This is a genomic window from Streptomyces sp. NPDC048650 (assembly GCF_043199095.1).
Lineage (GTDB): Bacteria > Actinomycetota > Actinomycetes > Streptomycetales > Streptomycetaceae > Streptomyces.
Genome location: NZ_JBICVM010000010.1, coordinates 40,091 through 63,181 on the forward strand (window position 1 = coordinate 40,091; position 23,091 = coordinate 63,181).

The window sequence follows — 23,091 nt, forward strand, 5'->3', positions numbered from 1 at the left end:
ACATGGCTTCACGTACGCGGGTCCGGGCCCCCGAGCTGATCGGCAAGGGCGGCTGGCTCAACACCGGCAAAAATGAACTCACCCTCTCTGACCTGCGAGGACGCATTGTCATCCTCGATTTCTGGAAGTCCTGCACACTGTGAGGAACTTCCGGGAGGGGACGTGCACCACCACGCGTTTGCTGATCTCTACCTCCGACTGTCGCTAGACAGGGACGGGAAGACAGCGATTGAGCGCCAACAGCACGACTGTGAGGAGTGGGCCAAGAAGAACGGCCTGACCATACGACAGGTACACATCGACCGTGGACGGTCCGGATACAAGCACGTCACCCGCAAGGGGTTCGATGCCGCCAAGGCTGCCTTGGCGGCGGGCGTGGTCGGAACGCTGATCGTCTGGAAACTGGACCGCCTGTCCCGTAAGGGCATGGGGGAGATCGGGCTACTGCTGGACCAGCTCGACAAGGCGGGCGGCCGGCTGATCTCCGTCGTGGATGGCTTGGACTCCAGCAAGCCGAACGCCCGCCTGATCATGGCCACGCTGTCAGAGTTGGCCCGTGCCGAGTCCAAGACACTCGGTGAACGCGTCGGCCACGCGAAGCAGTATCTCCGGGGCCAAGGCCGCTGGATCGGCGGGCAACCTCCGTACGGGCTGATGATCGACCAGCCGACGGGGCAGCTCGCGCCCGATCCTGAGACGGGTGTCTACGCGCGGCTCATCGCGGATGACGCCCTGGCGGGCGTGCCGCTCGTCAAGATCGCCCGGCTTCTGAACGAACACGAGATCCCTGGGCCCCGTGGCGGACTCTGGCAGGTCAACACCCTCTCCCAGTTGCTCAGGAGCCCCGCTTTCGCCGGGCTGCTGCCCGAGACCGAGAAGGTATGGGACGACACCCGAGGAGAGTGGAAGTACACGGGCGTGGTCCGGCCATACCGAGACCCGGAGACACGGGAGACCGTCAGGGTCGGCGAGGGGATCATCACGGTCGGCGAGCGAGGCAAGATCCTCCAGCTCATCGAATCGCGCACGCGCTACGGGAAGGGCGGGGAGAAGCTTCCGCGCCGCGACCCGTCCCACCTGCTGACCGGTCTCCTGTTCTGCGGCGTCGAGGGGTGCGGCGTACGGATGAGCTTCTCCGGCAATTCCTATGTCTGCCAGGGAGTCCGGCTGGGCCACTCCTGCCCCGGCGCCCGTGTGCTGGCCTCCCGTATCGAGTTCGAGGTCACTCAGCGATTCCTGACCCGCATCCCTGCCCTGGAGCCGGGACATCCGACGCTCGAAGCCATAGCGGACCGCTGGATGCACAGGGAGGACCCGGAAGCGTTCGCCCAGCGCGACACGATCGAGACGGAGATTGCGGACACTGAGGGCCAGCTCTCGGACCTCGAAGAAGCCAGGTACGTCCGGGGGGAGTTCAGCGACTCCAACGGTCCGGAGCGCTACGACCGGATCGCGGGCAAGTTGCGGAACCGACTCCTTGGGCTTCAACAGAGGCTGGCGGAGCTGCCTGTCCCCCGCGCGAACATCGGCATTCTTCTGGACGGCTACGAACTGGGGGAGGCGTGGAAGACAGCGGATGACGACACACGTCGTGGGCTGCTCAGCCTGGCTATCGACCGCGTGACCGTGACCCGTGCTGACTACCAGGGACAGCGGTTCGACCCCGACAAGCGCATGGACATCGAGTGGGCCGAGAAGAAGCCCGCATCCGCCTGACACCCAGACCCCAGCGGTCATAGGCCCGTTCCTCTCCGGAGGGGCGGGCCGTTCGCGCGCCTGAGGGCCGTCAATGGCGCTCTGTCAGCCCGGCGCCAGCAGAGCGGGTGACGAAGCCTGACGACAGACCTGCCCCGCGCAAGGCTCTGACCAGCAAGAAGTGACGAGTGACGATTCTTTCCCACTTTCAGGTATCCCTATAGAACCCTTATAGGGATACCTGGATGTGCATCCGTTCCGTCATTCGTCACCGCCAGCGGGCGACTGATAGCTGGCCGGGGGGGGACCCCTGCCACGCGATCTCGAGACCGCTGGCGTATAGCCGCTCAGAGGCGCTACGGGTTTGAAGGTCTCCAAACTCCCCGGGAGCTGATGCAGAAGAACTGCATCTCCGACCTACTTCCTTGGGAGATCCACATAGGAAGTACTACGGAGATGCAGTTCTTCTGCATCGCATCGGGGCAGGGCGCGGATGGTCGGTCACGCCGGGTGACGCCGAACCTGCGTCTCAGAATCGATGGTTTGTGAGACGCGCCCGCTGGCATCCCCGTGGCGTCGGATTCGCGTTCAAAACCCGTCTCAGAACTTCCCTGGATCTCTTGATGTTGTGAGACGAGTTATGAGACAGTCTCGTCATGAACACGACCACCGGACACCTCATCGGTTACGCCCGAGTCTCCACCGACGATCAGGAAGCCCAGTTGCAGCACGACGCGCTGAACGAGGCGGGTTGCGCCCGGATCTTCACGGACAAGGCCAGCGGGAAGAACACGGACCGTCCGGAGCTTGCCGCCGCGCTGGACTACCTGCGTCCCGGCGACACGCTGTGCGTGTGGAAGTTGGATCGCTTCGCCCGCTCGCTGATTGACCTTGTGACCATGGTGGACGGCTTGGCAGCGCGTGGGATCGGGTTCAAGGTGCTGACGGGCGCGCTGGCGAGCATCGACCCGAACACGCCGGACGGGCGCCTCATGCTGCAAGTGGTCGGCGCCATGGCGGAGTTTGAGCGCTCCCTGATCAAGGACCGGACACGCGCCGGGTTGGAAGCCGCCAAGGCTCAGGGCCGTACGGGCGGACGGCCGACCGTCATGGACGCTGACAAGCTCGCTGCCGCCAAGGCGCGCCGGGCCAAGGGGGAGAGCGTCACGGCGGTGGCCAAGGCGGTTGGGGTGTCTCGGGCGACGCTCTACCGGGCGCTTGCCGAGGCTGAGTGACCTGATCCGATTTGAAGCCCCCGATGGCTGCCCGTGCTGGGTGGTCGTCGGGGGCGTTCTGCGTTCTTGGGGCACCTCCGAACGAAAGGCGGTCATCCGCCGGCTGAGGGGTGCCGACCCAGCGTCGGGCCCCCGAGGTGCCAAGGGCGATTCTCAGGCTTCTGCGCTGTCGAGGACCGCCCGAACCTCGGGAACGTCGGCATACGCAGAGAGATGGGCCAGTACCACCCGGACTCGTTCCGCTGTCCGCTCGCTGGCAATGTCGGCCGACAGGCTGATGACCCGTTCCGCTGTGGCTGCCGCTTCCTCGGGTTCGTTCGCGTCGGCGTAGGCCACGGCCAGCCATGAGAGATAGAGCGCCATTTCCCGCGTGTGCGTCGCGTCGTACCGGCTAAGCACATCGCGTAGCAGAGGAACGGCGCGGAGAGGTCGGCGCAGCTCGGTGTAGACACGCGATTCCATGACCTGGAGTTCGCCAGCGTCCACCCAGTAGAGCCATGCCGGAGACTCGGTTCCCGCGCTGTCCTTGGCCAGTGCCTCACTGGCTTCGCCGAGGGCGCGCATAGAGCGCTGTGCGCTCTCAGAACCCCCCGCTTTCGTATGGGCCCAAGCCACCCGATCGATGTACAGCGCGCGGGCTTTCGGGGGTGCGTCCGGCCCCGCCCCGTCGAGTGCCGCGCGGGCAAGCTGTAGGCCCTCAACTTCCCTGCCAGTGTTGGTCATTTGGTAGGCCAACGACCCGGCGAGGTTCCCGGCAAGGGTGTGGTCCTCAGCCTGCCTCGCTGCGCTGATGCCTAGCCGGTAGATCTGTTCCGCCTCGGCGTGCTGTCCGGCATCGCTGGCAATCCATCCGGCGATCTGTGCCAGCTCGCCAATCTGGCGGAGGAGCTGACGGCCAACGTCACCTGTGTGTGCGCCCTCGCGGTAGAGGCGGACCGCAGACCGCAGTTCCCGCAGCGCGGGTCGGATGAGGTCGCCCCCGGCTAGCACGTCGTCAGCCAGCCGTAGGCCGTGCACGCGCTGTTGTAAGTCGTCCACCTGACCCATGCCGACCCGGCGGCCCTCACGGGCGCTGAGAGGGGACAGCGGGTCACCCTCGGGCAGGTAGTCGGCCAGGGTCGGTGGAGGCGGCTCAGCGGTCGTCTGCGGCGCCGTGAGCGCCTCCACGGGCACCCCAAGGGCGGCAGCGAGGAACGGCAGCCATTCGCGCGGCGTGCGCTTCCCCGTCTCCCACCGGCTGACCTCTTGGCGGCCGACGGGTTCGCCCTGGACGCCAGCAGCCCGGCAGACCTCCAGCGCTAGGCGTGCCTGACTCCACCCGTGCCGCTCGCGCTCACGCCGGATGTTGGCCCCGATGCAGCTCCCCATGTGGCAAGTCTGGCCGACAGTTGGCCGACGCGGGGCCGCTAGCCCGAGATCGCGAACACGCAGACGCTGAGGGCTCCACTGAGACGAGTCGGCGGAGAGAAAGGGCGGTGGCCCGGCGTGAGCGCTGCTGAGACGGCCCATGAGCACCCGCAGCACTGGGAGCCGGGCGAGACAGCCAAGGACACCCGCACGGGGCGCGTGGGGCGAGTCATGGGGCACGTGGGGCCCCGCTACCAGCTCCGCCCCTTGAACGGGGGCAAGGAGTGGGAGGCCGACCCGGATCACCTGAGCCCCGCCGCTCAGTCGGACGCGCTCAGCGCTGCCGTAGGTGAGGCGAACGCCCGTACCCGGTGGGGGCTCTGAGGTGAGCGCGAACCTGAACCCGCACGGGCTGAAAGTCGGCAGCGTGGTTTATGACCAGAACTACGGAATGCCCGCGACGGTCGCTGACTTCCAAGGGCCGTTGATCTGTCTCACTCGCCCAACGGGCATGTCGTGGCGGTCACCCTGGGTCTCTGTGCGACCGGCTACCGAGTACGAGCAGCAACAGCTACGAGCCATAGCCAAACTCCACGCTCAGAGCCAACGGGGCAGAAAGCCCGCTTAATCTCCGTACCTGCTGGACGTATTCGAATCTCGCCCCCGCAGTATTCGGAACCCCCGCAAGGACGGGCACCGTAAACCATCAGTCGTAAGGAGTCTCGGAATGCGCACTGCCAAAAGTCGCCTGAATTTCGCATGGCTGGAGGTAACAGGATTCTGTAACGAATCCTGCGAACACTGCTATGCGGACTCGTCCCCCAAGGGAACGCACGGCACCATGACCGTGGACAACTGGAAGCACACCATTGACCAGCTCGCCGACATGGGCGCGCGTGACGTCCAGTTCATCGGCGGGGAACCGACCCTGTACCCGAACCTCCCCGAGCTGATCCGGCACGCGCATGGGTCGGGGCTCTCCATCGAAGTGTTCTCGAACATGACCTACATTCGGGATGAGATGTGGGAGACCTTCACGGGCTGTGGCGTCAAACTCGCTACGTCGTACTACTCCGATGCGGCGCAGGAACACGACAAGGTGACCAACCTCCGGGGCTCACACAAGCGCACCCGGAATAACGTTCAGAAGGCGCTCAGTCTGAAGATCCCCGTGCGGGGTGGAGTCGTCGCCGTGCAGAAAGAACAGCGTGTTCAAGAGGCGCTGCGGGATCTTCAAGCCATCGGTGTGGGCCAGGTCGGCGGAGACCGTACGCGGGCATTCGGGCGGGCGAGTAAGGGCGCTGCGCCGATCATCGCGGATCTGTGCGGGCACTGTGCCCATGAGAAGTGCGCTATTGGGCCGAACGGTGACGTATGGCCGTGCGTGCTGGGACGGTTTCTGAACATCGGCAACGTGCTGGATTCGCCGCTTTCCGAAATCTGGGGCGGTGCGCAGATGGCCAAGGTATTAGCCGATATCACGGCGGTACATGGGGAAGGCGCACAGTCGTGCACACCTCCGCAATTCCTGCCTATGTGCGGGCCGTGCGGACCGTGTGCGCCGTCGGTCGGGCACTGTGACCCGAAGGAGGCGGGCACGTCGGCGGAGACGGCTACGATCGCCGCACCCGCGTAACCCAGAGATCCGCAGGAGCGCACAAATGGACGATCACGGGGACGACTTCGGCAGGTGGTTTCAGGAGGGACAGGGGGGCGTTCAGCGGTCCGAGGAGCAGTGGCTCACCATCGCCCGGTACGTGCGGCACGCCGCGAACAAGCTGAGTCCGGACCTCCCCCTGTGTCTGCCAGGCGAGCCCCAGGAATGCGGTCGGAGCGCTCAGCATCACGTGTTGGCGTGGTCGGCGCATCTCAAGGCCATCGCCCAACACCTCATTGAGGAAGCGGCCCCGTCTCCGGCACGGGCGGCACATGTGGCCGAACCCCTGTACCAAAGGCGGCTGGCTGAGCTGCGAGCCCAGGACGCTCCCGCACAAGTCCAGCACTGATTGGCGGGCCCCGTCCGTGCGCTGTCCCATGGCGCATAGGCGGGGCTCTGCCATGCCCCGGTCCGCTGTCCTCAGCCGGCCCGTGCATCCTGGACACATGAGCAACCAGGAACAGCCGACGGCCCGCCACCGTGCCCGCGTCCGCGCCCCCGAGCTCGTTGGGAAGGGCGGATGGCTCAACACGGGCGGGAAGAACCTGACGCTTGCCGATCTTCGAGGTCGCTGCGTAGTGCTAGATTTCTGGACGTTTTGCTGTGTGAACTGCCTGCACGTCCTGGACGAGCTGCGCGAGCTGGAGGAGCGCCACCGCGACACCGTCGTGATCATCGGCGTGCACTCCCCCAAGTTCGTCCATGAGGCCGAGCACCAGGCGGTCGTGGACGCCGTCGAGCGCTACGGCGTCGAGCACCCGGTCCTCGACGACCCCGAGCTCGCCACCTGGAAGCAGTACGCCGTGCGCGCCTGGCCCACCCTCGTCGTCATCGACCCGGAGGGCTATGTCGTCGCCCAGCACGCGGGCGAGGGCCACGCACACGCCATCGAAAGGCTCGTCGAGGAGCTGGTGGCCGAGCACGGCGCGAAGGGCACGCTGCGCCGCGGCGACGGCCCCTACGTACCGCCCGAGCCGGTCGCCACCGATCTGCGGTTCCCGGGCAAGGCGGTACGGCTGCCCTCAGGCGGCTTCCTCGTCTCGGACACCACCCGGAACCAGCTCGTGGAGCTGGCGGCGGACGGCGAGCAGGTGCTGCGCCGGATCGGTAGCGGCGAGCGCGGGCTGGACGCGGACTCCTTCAACGAGCCGCAGGGCCTGGCGCTGCTCCCCGACGGCAAGGTGGCCGTTGCGGACACCGTCAACCACGCCATCCGGGTTTTCGACCCCGAGGCCGGCACGCTGGAGACGGTGGCGGGTACCGGCCGGCAGTGGTGGCAGGGTTCGCCCGTCTCGGGGCCGGCCCGCGAGGTGGATCTCTCCTCGCCGTGGGACATCGCCTGGTGGCAGGACCGGCTGTGGATCGCGATGGCCGGTGTGCACCAGCTGTGGACGTACGACCCGGCCGCCGGCACGGTCCAGGTCGCGGCCGGCACCACCAATGAGGGGTTGGTGGACGGCCCGGCGACCGAGGCCTGGTTCGCCCAGCCGTCCGGCCTCGCCGCTGCGGGCGACCGGCTGTGGATCGCGGACTCGGAGACCAGCGCCGTGCGCTGGGTGCAGCGCGCGGACGAGGGCGACGGCTACGAGGTCCGTACGGCCGTCGGCACCGGGCTCTTCGATTTCGGGCACCGCGACGGCGCCGCCGACCAGGCGCTGCTGCAGCATCCGCTGGGTGTCACGGCGCTGCCCGACGGCTCGGTGGCCATCGCGGACACCTACAACCACGCGCTGCGCCGTTTCGACCCGGCGAGCGGCGAGGTGACGACGCTGGCGACGGACCTGCGGGAGCCCTCGGCGGCGGTGCTGGCCGAGGACGACATCGTGGTGGTGGAGTCCGCGCGGCACCGCCTGACCCGGCTGCGGCTCCCCGAGGAGGCGGTACGCGTCGAATCGGTGGCACACCGCACGCAGCGCGCGGCCACCGAGGTGGCCCCGGGCAGGCTGCGGCTGGACGTGGTCTTCCAGGCGCCTGCGGGTCAGAAGCTCGACACCCGCTACGGTCCCTCGACGCGGCTGCTGGTCAGCGCCACCCCGCCGGAACTCCTCGCGGACGGCGCGGGCCCGGACACCGACCTCGGGCGGGACCTCATCCTCGCGGACGGCGTGACCGAGGGCGTGCTGCATGTCTCGGCCATGGCGGCGTCCTGCGACGACGACCCGGCGATCGAGTACCCCGCCTGCCATGTGCACCAGCAGGACTGGGGCGTGCCGGTACGGATCGTCGACGGCGGGGCGCCCAGGCTGGCGTTGGTCCTTGCCGGGCTGGACGCGGAGGGCTAGGGCCTGTCGTTTGGGGAGCCCGGCCCGCCGCGGCGCCGGTTTCACGTGAAACCGGCGCCGCGGCGTTGCTCACGTCATCTGCGAGCGCGGGTCACTTGTCGGACAGTGCGGTGTCGGACTGCGTCTCGGCCGTGTGCTGGTCCAGGTACCAGTCGCTGACCTTGGCGGTCTTGCCGAGGGACGGCCACATGCTCTTGTACTGGCCGAAGCGGCGGGGCGTGGCCGTCGAGCGCACCTTGATCTGTGAGGGGGCCATGGCTCCCAGGTACATCATGCTCTGCCGGGTGCCCTTGTCCGACGCGGTCTTGGTCGGGACGCTCGCGTAGGCGTAGCCGTCGCCCTTGACCTCGATCCGGTGGCCGTTCAGGAATCCCGGTCCGCCCTCGTAGAACCCCAGGGGCTTGGTGCGGTCGTACCCTTCCTCCTTCTTGGAGTCGGGGAAGAACAGCATCGGGGCGTTGTAGAGGTAGCAGGAGGCGCTGCGAATGTTGTGGTACCGCACGATCACATGGCTCGGCCCCGACGCGCCGGCCGCGGTGAGCTTGAACGAGCCCGGAGGGACCGTGCACGGGCGTGTGCGGCTCGCCGCGGCGCCCGCTCCCGCCGCTGCGCCGGTACCGCCGATGATCCTGCGCTTCTTGCTCTTCGAGGACGACGAGTAGGAGTGCTTCTTCGACTTCTTGGAAGAGTGGCTGTTGCAGCCGGTCAGCGCGAGCGAACCGGCGAGGCCGAGGGCCAGCGCGGCATACGCGGCGGATCGGCGGGAGCGGCGTGCGGTCATGGGCGGGTCCCCCTGGAAGTCACTGCGGATCAGTGCGTCATGTCTGTCATGGCACCGCCACGATAGCGAGGTTCGGTCGCGCCGCCACGGCCGGTGCATGGCGGCGTATCCGTCCGGTTCAGACGGGAATCGGAGGGGCTGGGCGAGGTTCGGGTGGCTTGTGAGAGTCAGTCCGGGCAGGCGGGCAAACCGCTGTTCTCCAGCTGTTCCGGGCGGATCCGGATGCCGGGCATCCAGACCTGTTTGCCGTCATGATCGACCTGGAACCACATACTGCTGTGGCCGCCCGCCTCGTCCGTGACCGTGATGCCGTTGGCGATGCGGCAGCGTGCGTGCAGCACATCGCCGTGCCAGACATGGCCGACGACGTTCGACCGGTGGTAGGGCACATACGGGTCGCGGGCCAGCCCGAGTGCGCAGTTCGCACCGCGGCTGCGCTGGCAGTCCCGCTCGACATTGTGGACGGTGATCCGGGCGGAGCCGGTGCCCGCCGCCGTGCCCTGGGGGCCGTCCGCTCCGGAACCGGTCAGCGCGGGCACGGCGAACGCGGCGGCGGCCAGCACCGCGACCGTGCCCACCACCGCGAGCACCAGTGGCAGCCGTCGCCGGCTTGCCGGCTCTTCGGCGCTCGTCTCCCCCGCCCCGGTATCGCCTCCGGTCTCCGGGGCCGGCGAGGGCAAGGGTGGGGTGTCCGCTGCCTCGAGTGCCCGGTGCAGCAGCTCGACCAGGGCGGGCAGTCGGTCCTCGCCGGTGAACGAGAGCTTGCACCACTGCACCAGCAGCCGTTCGTCCGGCAGGCTCTGGCCTCGCAGGTAACGCGAGAGGGAGGAGCGGCTGGCGGGCAGCCGGCCCTCTATGTCCTTGAGGCTGTAGCCCAGTTCGCCGTGCATGCGGCGCAGTGCACAGACGAAGTCCCTTACCGGTCCGGTGAGTTCGTCGGGCAGAGGGGCTAATGGCTTGCGGCGGACGTTTGCGGGCTGGTTCTGATTGCCAGGCACATCTGGCATTTCAGCACAACGGACATGCGCGTGCGAGGGGTACTTCCGCTCCCCTGTGGCGGAAGTACCCCTCGTTACGCGATCCGGACCGGACCCGGATGAGTTGGTGACGTTTCACGTGAAACAGCCTGATGTTCTCCGTGAAACACCACCGCCCGCAGCGGACTCAGTCGCCGAACTTCACCGGCCGGTACGGCTTGAACTCCGCGTCACCGCCGGGCAGTCCGTACGTCAGGCTGCGGTGGTCGGTGCCGTGCCCACCACGCTGCTCGTAGGCGGTGTACGACGAGTGTGCGTCGTTGTTCCACTTCTCGAAGATCACCACATGCCGGGTGTTGTTGTCGCCGGAGGCGTCGATCAGCAGGTCACCGGGCTTCAGCTCGCCGACCGAAAGGGGACGGGTGATACCGCGGTTGGTCGCCAGCCCCACGGTGTTGGTGCCCGGCGTCGGCAGCCCGAGCGCCATCGACGCATACCCGGAGCAGTCCTGGCGGTAGCCGTCCTTCCAGACCTTGGCCTGGCTGTACGGGACCTGGGCACCGCCGTTGGCGGTCAGCCAGGTCGCGGCGCGGTTGAGGGCCTCCTGGCGGGTGCCGCCGGGCAGCGGAGGCTGCGGGCTGCCCTGTACCGGTACCCCGGGCAGCCGGTCCTGCGGGATGTCCACCGCGACCACGCTGAGGAACCCGCTGACCGGGCCGGTGATGTGCGCCATGAACGTCGAGCAGGCGCTGCCCTCACACACCTTGCGGCCGGTATCGACCTGGTAGTCCGCGGTGATCCGGTCCTGCCCCGCCGCGGACTTGTTGATCATCCCGACCGAGGGGGAGTTGGTGTCGGCGGTCGCATGGACCACCCATCGCGTACCCCAGGTGGGAAAGTCGGCGGCCGCGGCCTGCCGTGCGGACCCGGCGCCGGCGGCTCGCGCCGTGATCGCCGAGGCGCCGGCGGCCCGGGGGGCGGTGTCGCGGGAGAGCTTCGTCGGCGCCGCGGTGTTTCCGGTCGCGGCGGCTCCGGCCTCGCTGCCATGGGCGAATCCGGCGAATGCGCCGATGCCGATGCCCGCCGCGGCGACCGCGGGCACCACCCGACGCAGCATCGTCCTGCGGAACGGGGAGCGCGCGCCCGCCGGTTCGACGCCGTTCTCGCCGGCATCCCCCGGACTTGCGCCGTTCGCCGGGTGCGTGTTCCCGTGCTGGTGCTCGTACATACCGGTTCCCCTCCGTGAACGGCCGGTTGGCCAGATGGCCGGTCGGCCTTCGGTATGCCGCCGGATGGTCTGGTCGCGGCGACGGCAACCATCGTGTTCCGCCGCGGGGCGGCTGCCCGGTGGATCCTGTCCCGTGGGACGTCTCGACCATGTGCAAGCCGTGGACCTGCGAAGACGTGCCGGAAAACGCCACGGGCGGGACATCCTGCGGGTGCCGCCGGGACATGACGGGACACCGTTCGCCGCACGCCGACGGGCGGAGGCACGAGGAAGGGCGCCCGCTGGGGGATTGCGGGCGCCCTGGTTCATGGGGGAGTGCGTGCGGCCTACCAGGCCGCTGCGCCGCCCGGATCCGGCTGCCAGTACGTCACCCGGGCGCTGCCGTCGAGGCGCACCGGGCCTGTCGGCAGCGGCACCTGTGCGGTACCGCCGGTGGCGCCCCTGCCGTCCCGGCCGGCGACGCGGACGCGCAGTGCGACGGCCGTGCGGCCGTCGCTTCCGGCGCCGTCCGCGGTGGAGGTCAGCACGGCTGCGTATCCGGACGCGCCAGGGGCGAGCGCGACCATCGCCCGCGGCCTGCTGCCCGGGAGGCCGGCGAGCGCGGCCCGCGCGTCGTCGAACCGTAGGTGCGGGGCGGCGTAGAGGCCGCAGACGGCGCCGGAGGTGTTGGTGGCCACCAGCAGCAGGCGATGCCTCGACCGGGTGGGCGGCTTCGCCACGATGCGCAGCCGCGATGCGTCACAGGCGGCGTACCGGGCGCGGGACTCCCGCGGGGCCCCGCTGCCGCCGTGGCCGGCCACGGTGCCCTCGGCGACCAGGGACACCGGGCGGAACGGCTTGGCCGGCCGCGTCCTGAGAGCATCGGCGTCGTCCTGGCTGCCGCAGCCGACGAGGGTGAGCGCGGCGGCCGCGGTCATCCCGGCTGCGGTGGCCCGCAGCGTACGGCGGCGGGCGGTACGGGGGCGGAGGACGGCGTCGCTGCGTGGCATTCCGGTACTCCCCCTGTCGGCGGCCCGGCCGGGAACGGCCGGGCCCCCACCGGCCGTCCCTCGTCGGTCCGGCGGTGGTCTGTCCACCACACTGCCGACCACCGCTGCTGTTCCGCTAACGCCCGCCTAACGCCCTCCGCGGGCCGCTCAGGTGGCGCCGCCGCCGTCCTTCCCGCCGCGACCGTCCCGCTCGTCGCGCGCGAACAGCTGGGTGAGCGTGCTGATCGTGTAGACGTCGGTGGCCTCTTCGTCCACCAGATGCATCTCCGCCAGCCGGTCCAGCCCGTCCTGGGTGCGCTCCGGGTCGTATCCCGCGAGTGCCGCCGCCGCCAGGGCGTTCAGATGCCCGTCCGCACCCTTGGCGAGCGCGCTGAGCAGCCGGGCGTCGTCCGCGGACAGCCGGGCCACCGACATCCGCAGCGCCGCCGCGATACCGGTGTCCTCCGCCGACAGCAGGGCCAGCCGCCGCTGTTCGTCGCGCAGCGCCGCGGCCAGCCGGGCCAGCCGCCAGCGCGGCCGGGCGGTGAGCTGGGCGGCGGCGGCCCGCAGCGCCAGCGGCAGCCCGTCGCACAGATCCACCAGTTCCCGGGCGGCGGCCGGGTCCTCGGCGACCCGCTCGGGGCCGAGCATGGCACCCAGCAGCGCCGCGCCCTCCTCGTGGCCCAGCACCTGGATACCGACCGGCCGGGCGCAGTCCGTGGCCACCAGCCCGTCGAGACGGCTGCGGCTGGTGACGACTGTGGCACAGTGCGGACCGCCGGGCAGCAGCGGGCGCACCTGTGCCGAGCTGCTGGCGTTGTCCAGGACGACCAGCAGCCGGCGCTCGGCGACCAGCGACCGGAACAGCGCCGAGGCGGCCTGGGCCGAGCCGGGCACCCGCTCCGGCGGCGTGCCGAGCGCGAGCAGGAAGTCACGCAGGATCTCGGCGGCCGGAGCTTCGCCGCCCTCGCCGAAGCCGCGCAGGTCGGCGAAGAGCTGGCCGTCCGGGAAGGACGCGGCGTGCAGATGCGCCCACTGCACGGCGCAGGCGGTCTTGCCGACACCGGCCGGACCCGTGACCACGGCCAACGGGCTCTCCCCCGTCGTGTGGTCCGTCAGCACGTCGGTGAGCGAGGCGAGTTGCTGCTCCCGCCCGAGGAAGCGGGCGGGCGGCCGGGGCAGCAGCCGCGGCGCCGCGCGCCCGGCGCCGTCCCGGGCAGGGGCCGAGGCGCCGCCTTGCTCGGGCACCCGCCCCGCACCGGCCCCGGAAGGCGCCCGGCCGGCGGTCGGCTGCTGAGCCGCGGCACCGCCCCGTGCCGGTGTGGCCTTCTTCGCGGCGGGGGCCTGTTCCCGCTCCGCGCGCAGAATCTCTTCGTAGGCCCCGCTCAGCCGCTCACCGGGATCGACTCCCAGCTCTTCGTTGAGCAGCCGCCGGGTGCGGTGGAACCACTCCAGCGCGTCGGACTGCCGACCGGCCCGGAACAGCGCCCGCATCAGCGCGGCGATCAGCCCTTCCCGCAGGGGATGGTTGACGGCCGCGGAGTAGAGGATGGCCGCGGCCTGTTCTTCCTCGCCGAGCGCGCCGTGGGCCCGCGCCAGCGCCTCGACGGCCGTGAGCCGGCGCTCCTCCAGGGCGTGCGCGGCGGCCGCGAACGGCGGGCTGGTGACCGTGCCGGTCAGCGCCGGGCCGCGCCACAGCCCCAGTGCTTCACGCAGCAGCGGCACGGCATCGGCCGGCGCCGCCTCCGGACGGGCCAGCGTCACCAGCTCCCCGAACCGGTGGGCGTCGATCAGCTCTTCCGGCAGGTGCAGCAGATAGGCCGACCCGTGGGTGTTCAGCTCGATGCCGTAGGCGTCCGCCCCGCCTTCGGCGAGCGTCGCACGCAGCCGTGAGACATGCCCCTGGACGACCGTGCGGGCGTGTTCGGGCGGCTCGTCCTCCCACAGCGAATCGATCAACTGCTCCAGGGGGACGGTGGTGTTGGGCTGCAACAGCAGCAGCGCCAGCACACTGCGCCGTTTGGCGGGCCCGAGCGGTAGCTCTCCGGCGCCGGTCGTGACGGCGATCGGGCCCAGCAGTGAGAATTCCAACTCAGCCCTCCAGGAAGGCCGTCAGGGCGTTCGCCAGCAGATACGGGTCCTTGGCGCCGCACAGCTCACGTGCCGAGTGCATGGAGAGGATCGCGACGCCTATGTCGACCGTCGTGATGCCGTGCCGAGCGGCCGTGATCGGGCCGATCGTCGTGCCGCACGGCATCGAGTTGTTCGACACAAAGGACTGCCACGGCACCTCTGCCCGTTCGCAGGCCGCCGCGAACACCGCGCGGCCGCTGCCGTCGGTGGCGTACCGCTGGTTGACGTTGACCTTGAGGATCGGGCCGCCGTTGGGCATCGGGTGATGCCCTGGCTCGTGTCGTTCACTGTAGTTGGGGTGGACGGCGTGGCCGGTGTCCGACGACAGGCAGATGGTGCCGGCGAAGGCCCGCGCGCGGTCCTCGTACGAGCCGCCGCGGGCGAACACCGAACGCTCGAGCACCGTGCCGAGCAGCGGGCCGTCGGCACCGGTGTCGGACTGGCTGCCGTTCTCCTCGTGGTCGAAGGCGGCCAGCACCGGGATGGTGGTCAGCGCGCTCCCGGCGGCCGCCGCGGCGGTCAGTGCGGCCGTACCGGCGTGCACCGAGAGGAGGTTGTCCATCCGCGGGCCGGCGACCAGCTCCTCGTCGCGGCCGAGATAGGCGGGTGGCTCGATGCTGTGCACCATCAGGTCCCAGCCCCGCACCTCGCCCGCCGCAAGGCCGGTCTCCTCCTCGACGAACGCGATCAGGTCGCCCTCCGCGACCTCGCCCAGGCCCCAGATCGGCGTCATGTGCCGCTGCTTGTCGAGCTTGAGCCCGTCGGCGTTCACCGTCCGGTCGAGATGCACGGCCAGCTGCGGTACGCGCAGCAGCGCCCGGTCGACGTTGACCAGCCGGTGGCTGCCGTCGCGCAGGGTCACCCGGCCGCTGAGCCCCAGGTCGCGGTCGAGCCAGGTGTTGAGCAGCGTGCCGCCGTACACCTCGACGGCCACCTGTCGCCAGCCGCGTGCGCCGGTGTCGGGAATCGGCTTCACCCGGAGATTGGGAGAGTCGGTGTGAGCCCCCACAATCCGGTACGGAGTGGCCGCGCTCGCTCCTTCGGGCACGTACCAGGCGATGATCGCGCCGCCGCGCAGTACGTACTTCCCGCCACTCTCCCCGTCCCATGCGTCCGTCTCCGCGACCTGCCGGAATCCGGCCTTCTCCAGCCGCTCCGCCGCGTTGGCCACTGCGTGGTAGGGCGACGGACTGGCCGCGAGGAAGGACATCAGGTCGTCGGTGTGGCCGTGGTCGAAAGGAGAGGGAGTGCGCGAAGCGCTCGCTGGAGGGGCGGCGGGAGACGGGCGGGAGGAGTTGCTCATGACTTCAGCATAAGGAGCCGAACCCCCCTTTCCCGGTGCGCTCGGGGCGTGATGCCGCTCCCTTCCGGCCATGATGTGTGCGATCTACATCGAGCCGCCGGACGGAAGGTGCGATTCCGGCGCCGGACGTGATGACGCCCGCCTCCCCGGGGGAAGGGAGGCGGGCGTCGTCATCATTCTGGACGCCGTTTCTGAGAGACCTGTGAGAACGGGCGCCGGAGGCGACCGGAAGGTCTTAGAACGCGGCCTCGTCCAGCTCCATCAGGGACTGGTCGGTGGACTCGGCGAGCGAACGCTGGACGGTGAGGCCCGGCAGGACGTTGTGCGCGAAGAACTTCGCGGCCGCGATCTTGCCCTCGTAGAACGCCTTGTCCTTGGTGGAGGCGGTCGCCAGCTTCTCCTGGGCCACCGCGGCGCCCTTGAGGAGGAGGTAGCCGATGACGACGTCGCCGGAAGCCAGCAGCAGGCGGGTGGTGTTGAGGCCGACCTTGTAGATGGACTTGACGTCCTTCTCGGTGGCGGCGAGGTCGGTCAGCATCACACCGACGATCGCCTCCAGGTCGGCGGCGGCCTTGGCCAGCTCGCCGCGGGCGCCCTCCAGGCCCTCGCCGCCGACGCCGTCGGCCAGGAACTTCTTGATGGCCTCGGACAGCTGGGACAGCGCCGCACCCTGGTTGCGGACGATCTTCCGGAAGAAGAAGTCCTGGCCCTGGATGGCGGTGGTGCCCTCGTAGAGGGTGTCGATCTTGGAGTCCCGGATGTACTGCTCGATCGGGTACTCCTGGAGGTAGCCGGAGCCACCGAAGGTCTGCAGCGACTGGGCCAGCTGCTCGTAGGACTTCTCCGAGCCGTAGCCCTTGACGATCGGCAGGAGCAGGTCGTTCAGCGCGGTCTCGGCGGAGGCGTCCTCGCCGGCGGCCTCCTTGACGATGATCTCGTCCTGGACCGTGGCGGTGTAGAGCACCAGGGCGCGCATGCCCTCGGCGTACGCCTTCTGCGTCATCAGCGAGCGGCGCACGTCGGGGTGGTGGGTGATGGTGACGCGCGGCGCGGCCTTGTCGGTGAAGGCGGCCAGGTCGGGGCCCTGCACGCGCTCCTTGGCGTACTCCAGGGCGTTGAGGTAGCCGGTCGACAGGGTCGCGATGGCCTTCGTGCCGACCATCATGCGCGCGAACTCGATGATCATGAACATCTGGCGGATGCCGTCGTGCTTCTCGCCGATCAGCCAGCCCTTGGCGGGGTGCCGGTCGCCGAAGGTCATCTCGCAGGTGTTGGAGGCCTTGAGGCCCATCTTGTGCTCGACGTTGGTCGCGTAGACGCCGTTGCGCTCGCCCAGCTCGCCGGTCTCGAAGTCGAACTCGTACTTCGGGACGAGGAAGAGCGACAGGCCCTTGGTGCCCGGGCCGGCGCCCTCGGGGCGGGCGAGGACGTAGTGAAGGATGTTGTCCGACATGTCGTGCTCGCCGGACGTGATGAAGCGCTTCACGCCCTCGATGTGCCAGGAGCCGTCGTCCTGCTTGACGGCCTTGGTGCGGCCGGCGCCGACGTCCGAGCCCGCGTCGGGCTCGGTCAGCACCATCGTGGAGCCCCAGCCCTTGTCCACCGCGATCTTGGCGATGTGCTTCTGCTGCTCGGTGCCCTCGTCGAAGAGCACGCCCGCGAAGGCCGGGCCGGAGGCGTACATCCATACGGCCGGGTTCGCGCCCAGGATGGTCTCGGCGAAGCCCCAGAGCAGGGAGCGGGGCGCGGTGGTGCCGCCGAGCTCCTCCGGGATGCCCAGGCGCCACCACTCGGCGTCCATGTACGCCTGGTAGCTCTTCTTGAAGGTGTCCGGCACCGGTGCGGTGTTGGTGTCGGGGTCGAAGACCGGCGGGTTCCGGTCGGCGTCGGCGTACGAATCGGCCAGCTCGTTCTCGGACAGCCGGGCGATCTCGGACAGCACGCTCTTGGCGGTGTCGACATCCATCTCCGCGAACGGTCCGGTGCCGTACACGCTGTCACGGCCGAGCACCTCGAAGAGGTTGAACTCGATGTCGCGGAGATTCGACTTGTAGTGCCCCATGGGTACGGCTCCGTAAGTGTTCGGGAGGACCTCGATACGAGGAAGCGACCTCGGAACGAGGCAGGGACCTCGATACGCAATACCGGCTAGTAGCCACGATGATGCTACCCGTCGGTAATAAGAAGCAACCCCTAACCACCCATCTGTGACGAGCGTCCCCCGGAGAAACGCCGAATCAGTACGCTGTGGCGCATGTACGGCTACGACCAGAACGCGGGCGGGCAGCAGCAGTACGGTGCGCCGCCGCCCCCGCCGCAGCAACCGCCCTCCGGGGGCTACGGCGAGCAGCCGCTCTATCCGGAGCCGTCCCCGCCCTCCCTCGCCGACGCGGTGCGCGCCTTCACGACCGGCTCGATGTCGGCCGAGGACTTCCAGGGCATCTTCTCCACGTCCAAGATCTACTGCCCGCGCGGTGACAACCCCGGCTTCCTGGCGCTGCACAACACTCAGCAGCCGGTGATCCCGATGTTCTCCTCGCTCAAGGAGCTGCGGCGGTACGCGGGCAAGGAGTCCAAGTACTTCGTGATCACCGGCGCCGAGGTGCTCGATCTGCTGCCCACCGGCTACGGCTTCGTCCTCGACATGGAGGGCGATCACCGGATGGTCTTCGACGCGAAGGCCGTGGAGCAGATGGTGGACTTCGCGATGCGGCGGATGTACGGCTGACCGGCTGTCGTATGGGAATCCGGCGGTCTCGTCCTCGCCGGATACGCCCTGACCTGCGGAGATCGTGACGTCATACCGATAGGGAATGGCGCATGCCTTGCCAGTTGTTAAGGATTCAACTAAGTTGAGTGCTGAACGACCGAGGAGGCCGTCATGCCCGCTGTGACCGTAGAGAATCCGCTGACCCTGCCGCGCGTGGCGGCACCCGTCGATGCGCGCGCCCGTCCCGTGCTGGCCGTCGCGACCGCTCCGAGCGGATTCGAGGGCGAGGGTTTCCCGGTGCGCCGGGCGTTCGCCGGCATCGACTACAAGCACCTCGATCCGTTCATCATGATGGATCAGATGGGCGAGGTGGAGTACGCGCCCGGAGAGCCCAAGGGCACGCCCTGGCACCCGCACCGCGGCTTCGAGACCGTCACGTATCTGATCGACGGCACCTTCGTGCACCGCGACTCGCACGGTGGCGGCGGCGTGATCAACGACGGCGACACCCAGTGGATGACGGCCGGTTCCGGGCTGCTGCACATCGAGGCGCCGCCGGAGTCCCTTGTCACGAGCGGCGGGCTCTTCCACGGTCTTCAGCTCTGGGTCAACCTGCCCAAGAGCGACAAGATGATGGCGCCCCGCTACCAGGACATCGGCGGCGGCCAGGTCAAGCTGCTGACCTCGTCCGACGGCGGCGCGCTGCTGCGGCTGATCGCCGGTGACCTCGACGGCCACCAGGGCCCGGGCGCCACGCATACGCCGATCACGATGATGCATGTGACGGTGAATCCGGGTGCCGAGGTGACGCTGCCGTGGCGCGCGGACTTCAACGCGCTGGCGTACGGCCTGGCCGGGCGCGGTACGGCCGGTTCCGAAGGTCGTCCCTTCCGGATGGGCCAGGCAGTGGTGTTCGGCGCCGACGGAGACTCCCTCACGATCCGGGCGGACGAGGCCCAGGAGTCGCGCAGCCCGAACTTCGAGGTCGTGCTGCTGGGCGGGCTGCCGATCCGCGAGCCGATGATGCACTACGGCCCGTTCGTGATGAACACGCACGCCGAACTTGCCCAGGCCTTCGAGGACTTCCAGGCGGGGCGACTCGGGACGGTACCCGCCGACGCGCACTGATGCAGCGCCAGGAAGACGGGCAGGGGCGGTGTTTCACGTGAAACACCGCCCCTGCCGTTTCGGGCCCCGCCTCCGGCCCCCCGGGCGTGGTGGACTGTCCCGGTGCGAAACGACTCGGATCAAGGCCCGAACGGCCGCCCGCTGACGGAACGGCCCCTGCTGCCCCTCGCGGCCCGCCGTGCCGGGGCCTGGTGCGTAGTGGGGCTGCTGCTCACGGCCGTGCTGGCCGTCGGCATCTGGCTGTGCGTCGAACTGAGCGCGGCGGTGACGCCCGTCCTGCTGGCGCTGCTGGGCACCGGTCTGCTCGGCCCGCTCTACCGGCGACTGGTGCAGATGAAGCTCAACCGCTCGCTGGCGGCCGGGCTGACCTGCGCCGTCCTGCTGATCGTGGTCGGCGGTGCGGGCTACATCGTGGTCAGCGCCCTGGTCGACAGCGGGGACCAGATCATCTCCTCGCTCAGGCAGGCCGCCAAGGACCTCTCCCAGCACTTCGGCAAGGCCGGCACGTCGCTCGGCGACCTCACCGCCAACGCCAAGAGCCTGGCCGGCAAGTTCGGGGGCGCCGCGGCATCCGGGCTGCTGGCCGGCGTCAGCGTGGTGGGCCAGGCCATCGCCGCCGCGGTGCTCGCCCTGCTGCTGACGTTCTTCTTCCTGCGCGACTCGGACAAGGCCGTCCGGGCGCTGCACGACTGGTCTCCCGGCTCCACGGGGCCCCAGCTGGAGCGGATGGCCCGCCGTGGCTTCCAGTCCATCGAAGGCTTTATGCGCGGCACCACGTTCATCGCGCTGATCGACGCCATCTGCATCACCGTCGGACTGCTGATCCTGAAGGTGCCGGGCGCCTTCGGCCTGGGTGCGCTGGTCTTCGTCGGCGCGTACATCCCCTACCTCGGCGCCTTCATCTCCGGCACGGTGGCGATCTTGGTGGCGTTCGCGGACCGCGGCTTTGTGATCGCGCTCTGGGCGCTCGGCGTCGTCCTGGCCGTCCAGGTCCTCGAGGGCCATGTCCTGCAGCCGATGATCCAGAGCCGCACGGTCCAGATGCACCCGGCGACCGTGATCCTCGCGATCACCGCGGGCGCGAGCGTCGCCGGGATCCTCGGCATGCTGCTGTCCGTACCGCTGACCGCCGCCGTCTGCGGCGTGGTCCACGAGCTGCGCCTGCACTACACGGCGGGCTCCGGCATGGACGGGCCGCAGGGCCCCGGCTCACCCGACCCCGATTCCCCCGGCTCCGACGACCCGGCTCCTGCCGGACCGACCGGCGCGACGCCGGATCCTCCCGCCGCCTCGTAGAGCTCGAACCACGTCGACTTGCCGTCCCCGCGCGGGTCCACCCCCCACGCACCGGCCAGCAGTTCCAGCAGCACCAGACCGCGCCCCGACGACGCCAGTTCGCCGGGGCTGCGGCGGTGCGGGAGCTCGTCGCTGCCGTCGGCGACGTCGACGCGCAGACGACGGCCGCCCCTGCTGCCGGAGATCTCGGCGACCAGCAGCGCATCGCCGTCGGTGTGCAGCAGGACGTTGGTGACCATCTCGGAGACCATCAGCACGGCCGAGTCCACCTGGTCCGGATCGGCCCAGTCGTGCAGCACGTCCCGGATCTGGGCGCGGGCCTCCGCGATCCGCTGCGGTTCGGCCTGTGCCACGGACAGCACGGTGCGCCGTACGGGCTGCTGGGCCGGCGGGGAGCCGGCGCCCACGCCGCAGCTGCCGCCCTCGCGGTACAGCAGCAGCACGGCGATGTCGTCCTCGCGCCGGTCGACCAGGGGCCCGGTGGTGTGGTGCGAGGACGGGCCGTGCACGGCCTGGACGAGCGCGTCGGCGAGCCTTTCCAGGCCCTCGGGGCCCGTCCCGTCGTCGTACTCCTCGATGATGTCGCGCAGCCGCGCCCAGCCGGTCTCCAGGTCGTGGCCGCCGGTCTCGATCAGCCCGTCCGTGCACACCAGCATCGTCTCGCCGGGCTCCAGGACGAACCGGGTCGTGGGGTAGTCGGTGTCCGGATCGATGCCCAGCGGCAGCCCGCCCACGGTCGGGCGGACCAGTAGCGTGCCGTCGCTCAGCCGGACCGCGGGATCGGGATGGCCGGCCCGCGCGATGTCCAGCAGCCCGGTCGCCGGGTCCACCTCGATGTACAGGCAGGTCGCGAAGCGCTGGTCCGGTGCCTGGCCGCGGGCCTCCGTCTCATTGATCCCGGCCAGAAAGCGGGAGGCGCGGGAGAGCACCGCGTCCGGGTGGTGGCCCTCGGAGGCGTAGGCGCGCAAGGCGATCCGCAGCTGTCCCATCAGGCCCGCGGCCCGTACGTCGTGTCCCTGGACGTCCCCGATGACCAGCGCGGTCCGGCCCGACGGCAGCGGGATCATGTCGTACCAGTCGCCGCCGACCTCCAGGCCGCCCCCGGTCGGGACGTACCGCGCGGCCACCGACATGCCGGGGATGTCCGGCTGGACCGTCGGCATCATGCTGCGCTGCATCCCCAGCGCCAGCTCCTGCTGCGACTCCTGCACCCCCGCCCGCGCCAGCGCCTGGGCCAGCATCCGGGCAACGGTGGTGAGCACCGAGCGCTCGTCCGGTGAGAAGGTGACCGGCTGCGCGAAGCCCGCCATCCATGCGCCGATCGTCCGGCCGGCGTTCACCAGCGGCAGGAACGCCCACGAGGTGCGCGCGAAGGGGGCGGCGAGAGGCCAGGTGGTGGGGTAGCGACGGCGGTAGGCCTCGGGGGTGGGGAGATAGACCGCCCGACCGGTACGGATGACCTCGACGGCCGGATAGTCGGTGGTCAGCGGCATGTCGAGGAAGGGCGCCTCATCGCCGGGCTCGTGGCCGTGATGCCCGATCACCGAGACCCGGTCGCCCTCGATGCCGAAGACCGCCAGACCGTCCGGCATGAACCCGGGCATCGACAGCCCGGCCGCGACCCGCAGCACCTCGGCGGTGGACCGTGCCTCGGCCAGGGCCCGCCCCGCGTCCAGCAGGAACGCCTCGCGCGAGCGCCGCCAGTCGCCGGTGATCGGCGTGTGGGCCGCGGACGTGCCCGGCTGCGGCTCCGGCACCTCCTGCAACGTGCCGACCAGCTCGAAGCCGCCGTTCACCAGCCGCGGACGGGAACGGGAGCGCACGATCCGCAGTACCCGGCCCCGCTCGTTCACGATGCGCAGCCGGGCCTCGGCGACCGTCTCCTCAGCGACGGCGAGCTGCACCACCCCGTTGATCTCGGCGAAGTCGACGGGATGAAACCGGGACCGTACGGCGGCCTCGCTGAGCTCCGCCGACGCCTCGGGCAGCCCGAGCAGTCGGGCCGCTTCGGCATCGAGGGACACCTGCCCCGATGCGCTGTCCCAGCGCCACAGGCCGGTCGCGAGGGCGGCCAGGAGTTCCTCGGTGCGCATTGCCTCACTTTAGGTGGGTTTCCCGGGGCTCGACCAGCGAGCCGGAGACGACAGTCGCGCCGGCCGCGCGGACGGGTTTCCCTCCGGCGTGACGGTGATGCGTATATGTCAATGAAGGGCCGGGACCAGGGACGGTAACCTGGAGCGGTTATGTCAATCCTGGGGTGGCCCTTCGGGTGATCCACGGGGTGAGCGACCAGGCGAACGAGCCTTTCGGTTTCCGCCTTGTGGTCGGTTCTCTCCCACAACTCCCCACCT

17 protein-coding genes and 1 pseudogene are annotated in these 23,091 nt (G+C 69.8%); 9 read left to right on the forward strand and 9 right to left on the reverse strand.

Going from position 1 to position 23,091, the window contains the following annotated elements:
* Nucleotides 1-2: 2 nt before the first annotated feature.
* The 3 genes from ACGFML_RS26175 to ACGFML_RS26185 all read left to right on the forward strand — a co-directional run bounded on the left by ACGFML_RS26175 (nt 3) and on the right by ACGFML_RS26185 (nt 2,930).
* Nucleotides 3-143, forward strand: a complete 141-nt coding sequence (locus ACGFML_RS26175; RefSeq protein ID WP_393548010.1) for a hypothetical protein — start codon at nt 3-5, stop codon at nt 141-143.
* 19 nt (nt 144-162) lie between these two features.
* A complete protein-coding gene (locus tag ACGFML_RS26180; protein ID WP_393547616.1) occupies nt 163-1,716 on the forward strand; it encodes a recombinase family protein in 1,554 nt (517 codons plus the stop codon).
* A 635-nt stretch (nt 1,717-2,351) separates the two neighbouring features.
* On the forward strand, nt 2,352-2,930 hold the full coding sequence (locus ACGFML_RS26185) for a recombinase family protein (RefSeq protein ID WP_393547618.1): 579 nt from the start codon (nt 2,352-2,354) through the stop codon (nt 2,928-2,930).
* Nucleotides 2,931-3,083: 153 nt separating this feature from the next.
* Here the strand turns inward: ACGFML_RS26185 and ACGFML_RS26190 are convergent, their stop codons facing one another.
* A complete protein-coding gene (locus ACGFML_RS26190) occupies nt 3,084-4,298 on the reverse strand; it encodes a helix-turn-helix transcriptional regulator (protein ID WP_393547620.1) in 1,215 nt (404 codons plus the stop codon).
* 117 nt (nt 4,299-4,415) lie between these two features.
* Between ACGFML_RS26190 and ACGFML_RS26195 the strand changes: the two genes are divergently transcribed.
* From ACGFML_RS26195 to ACGFML_RS26205, 3 genes are all read left to right on the forward strand, one after another.
* The gene (locus ACGFML_RS26195) at nt 4,416-4,661 is read left to right on the forward strand and encodes a hypothetical protein (protein ID WP_393547622.1); all 246 of its coding nucleotides are present in this window, start codon (nt 4,416-4,418) and stop codon (nt 4,659-4,661) included.
* Nucleotides 4,662-5,004: 343 nt separating this feature from the next.
* Entirely contained in the window at nt 5,005-5,913 is a 909-nt protein-coding gene (locus ACGFML_RS26200) for a radical SAM protein (protein WP_393547624.1), read from the forward strand.
* 467 nt (nt 5,914-6,380) lie between these two features.
* The gene (locus ACGFML_RS26205; RefSeq protein WP_393547626.1) at nt 6,381-8,216 is read left to right on the forward strand and encodes an NHL domain-containing thioredoxin family protein; all 1,836 of its coding nucleotides are present in this window, start codon (nt 6,381-6,383) and stop codon (nt 8,214-8,216) included.
* Between the two features lie 91 nt (nt 8,217-8,307).
* Here ACGFML_RS26205 and ACGFML_RS26210 read toward each other — a convergent pair whose 3' ends face one another.
* From ACGFML_RS26210 to ACGFML_RS26240, 7 genes are all read right to left on the reverse strand, one after another.
* Nucleotides 8,308-8,997 (reverse strand): hypothetical protein, encoded by a 690-nt coding sequence (locus ACGFML_RS26210; RefSeq protein WP_393547628.1) that lies wholly within the window; start codon nt 8,995-8,997, stop codon nt 8,308-8,310.
* Between the two features lie 167 nt (nt 8,998-9,164).
* On the reverse strand, nt 9,165-9,887 hold the full coding sequence (locus ACGFML_RS26215; RefSeq protein WP_393547629.1) for a helix-turn-helix domain-containing protein: 723 nt from the start codon (nt 9,885-9,887) through the stop codon (nt 9,165-9,167).
* Nucleotides 9,888-10,161: 274 nt separating this feature from the next.
* Nucleotides 10,162-11,202 carry a hypothetical protein gene (locus tag ACGFML_RS26220; RefSeq protein ID WP_393547631.1) on the reverse strand — a complete coding sequence of 347 codons (1,041 nt, stop codon included), beginning with the start codon at nt 11,200-11,202 and terminating at the stop codon, nt 10,162-10,164.
* A gap of 326 nt (nt 11,203-11,528) precedes the next feature.
* Nucleotides 11,529-12,191 carry a DUF4232 domain-containing protein gene (locus tag ACGFML_RS26225; RefSeq protein WP_393547633.1) on the reverse strand — a complete coding sequence of 221 codons (663 nt, stop codon included), beginning with the start codon at nt 12,189-12,191 and terminating at the stop codon, nt 11,529-11,531.
* A gap of 147 nt (nt 12,192-12,338) precedes the next feature.
* Nucleotides 12,339-14,261 carry a BTAD domain-containing putative transcriptional regulator gene (locus ACGFML_RS26230; protein WP_393547634.1) on the reverse strand — a complete coding sequence of 641 codons (1,923 nt, stop codon included), beginning with the start codon at nt 14,259-14,261 and terminating at the stop codon, nt 12,339-12,341.
* A 1-nt stretch (nt 14,262) separates the two neighbouring features.
* Nucleotides 14,263-15,606 carry a M18 family aminopeptidase gene (locus tag ACGFML_RS26235; RefSeq protein WP_393547636.1) on the reverse strand — a complete coding sequence of 448 codons (1,344 nt, stop codon included), beginning with the start codon at nt 15,604-15,606 and terminating at the stop codon, nt 14,263-14,265.
* Between the two features lie 235 nt (nt 15,607-15,841).
* Nucleotides 15,842-17,668 carry an acyl-CoA dehydrogenase gene (locus tag ACGFML_RS26240; protein ID WP_393547638.1) on the reverse strand — a complete coding sequence of 609 codons (1,827 nt, stop codon included), beginning with the start codon at nt 17,666-17,668 and terminating at the stop codon, nt 15,842-15,844.
* A 192-nt stretch (nt 17,669-17,860) separates the two neighbouring features.
* Between ACGFML_RS26240 and ACGFML_RS26245 the strand changes: the two genes are divergently transcribed.
* The 3 genes and pseudogenes from ACGFML_RS26245 to ACGFML_RS26255 form a co-directional block, all read left to right on the forward strand.
* Complete coding sequence (locus tag ACGFML_RS26245; protein ID WP_393547640.1) at nt 17,861-18,334, forward strand: SseB family protein; 474 nt, start codon at nt 17,861-17,863, stop codon at nt 18,332-18,334.
* A gap of 153 nt (nt 18,335-18,487) precedes the next feature.
* On the forward strand, nt 18,488-19,444 hold the full coding sequence (locus ACGFML_RS26250; RefSeq protein ID WP_393547642.1) for a pirin family protein: 957 nt from the start codon (nt 18,488-18,490) through the stop codon (nt 19,442-19,444).
* Between the two features lie 102 nt (nt 19,445-19,546).
* Nucleotides 19,547-20,680, forward strand: a pseudogene (locus ACGFML_RS26255) (AI-2E family transporter); the annotation flags it as partial.
* On the opposite strand, the gene ACGFML_RS26260 reads toward ACGFML_RS26255, so the two are convergent.
* The gene (locus ACGFML_RS26260) at nt 20,611-22,833 is read right to left on the reverse strand and encodes a SpoIIE family protein phosphatase (RefSeq protein ID WP_393547644.1); all 2,223 of its coding nucleotides are present in this window, start codon (nt 22,831-22,833) and stop codon (nt 20,611-20,613) included. The pseudogene ACGFML_RS26255 and the gene ACGFML_RS26260 overlap by 70 nt on opposite strands.
* Nucleotides 22,834-23,091: the final 258 nt, after the last annotated feature.

Bases quoted from the DNA above. Each gene is read 5' to 3' on its own strand.
- ACGFML_RS26175 (WP_393548010.1), top strand. From the start codon at position 3: ATGGCTTCACGTACGCGGGTCCGGGCCCCCGAGCTGATCGGCAAGGGC.
- ACGFML_RS26185 (WP_393547618.1), top strand. From the start codon at position 2,352: ATGAACACGACCACCGGACACCTCATCGGTTACGCCCGAGTCTCCACC.
- ACGFML_RS26190 (WP_393547620.1), bottom strand. From the start codon at position 4,298: ATGGGGAGCTGCATCGGGGCCAACATCCGGCGTGAGCGCGAGCGGCAC.
- ACGFML_RS26200 (WP_393547624.1), top strand. From the start codon at position 5,005: ATGCGCACTGCCAAAAGTCGCCTGAATTTCGCATGGCTGGAGGTAACA.
- ACGFML_RS26205 (WP_393547626.1), top strand. From the start codon at position 6,381: ATGAGCAACCAGGAACAGCCGACGGCCCGCCACCGTGCCCGCGTCCGC.
- ACGFML_RS26210 (WP_393547628.1), bottom strand. From the start codon at position 8,997: ATGACCGCACGCCGCTCCCGCCGATCCGCCGCGTATGCCGCGCTGGCC.
- ACGFML_RS26215 (WP_393547629.1), bottom strand. From the start codon at position 9,887: ATGCACGGCGAACTGGGCTACAGCCTCAAGGACATAGAGGGCCGGCTG.
- ACGFML_RS26220 (WP_393547631.1), bottom strand. From the start codon at position 11,202: ATGTACGAGCACCAGCACGGGAACACGCACCCGGCGAACGGCGCAAGT.
- ACGFML_RS26225 (WP_393547633.1), bottom strand. From the start codon at position 12,191: ATGCCACGCAGCGACGCCGTCCTCCGCCCCCGTACCGCCCGCCGCCGT.
- ACGFML_RS26235 (WP_393547636.1), bottom strand. From the start codon at position 15,606: ATGAGCAACTCCTCCCGCCCGTCTCCCGCCGCCCCTCCAGCGAGCGCT.
- ACGFML_RS26240 (WP_393547638.1), bottom strand. From the start codon at position 17,668: ATGGGGCACTACAAGTCGAATCTCCGCGACATCGAGTTCAACCTCTTC.
- ACGFML_RS26245 (WP_393547640.1), top strand. From the start codon at position 17,861: ATGTACGGCTACGACCAGAACGCGGGCGGGCAGCAGCAGTACGGTGCG.
- ACGFML_RS26250 (WP_393547642.1), top strand. From the start codon at position 18,488: ATGCCCGCTGTGACCGTAGAGAATCCGCTGACCCTGCCGCGCGTGGCG.
- ACGFML_RS26260 (WP_393547644.1), bottom strand. From the start codon at position 22,833: ATGCGCACCGAGGAACTCCTGGCCGCCCTCGCGACCGGCCTGTGGCGC.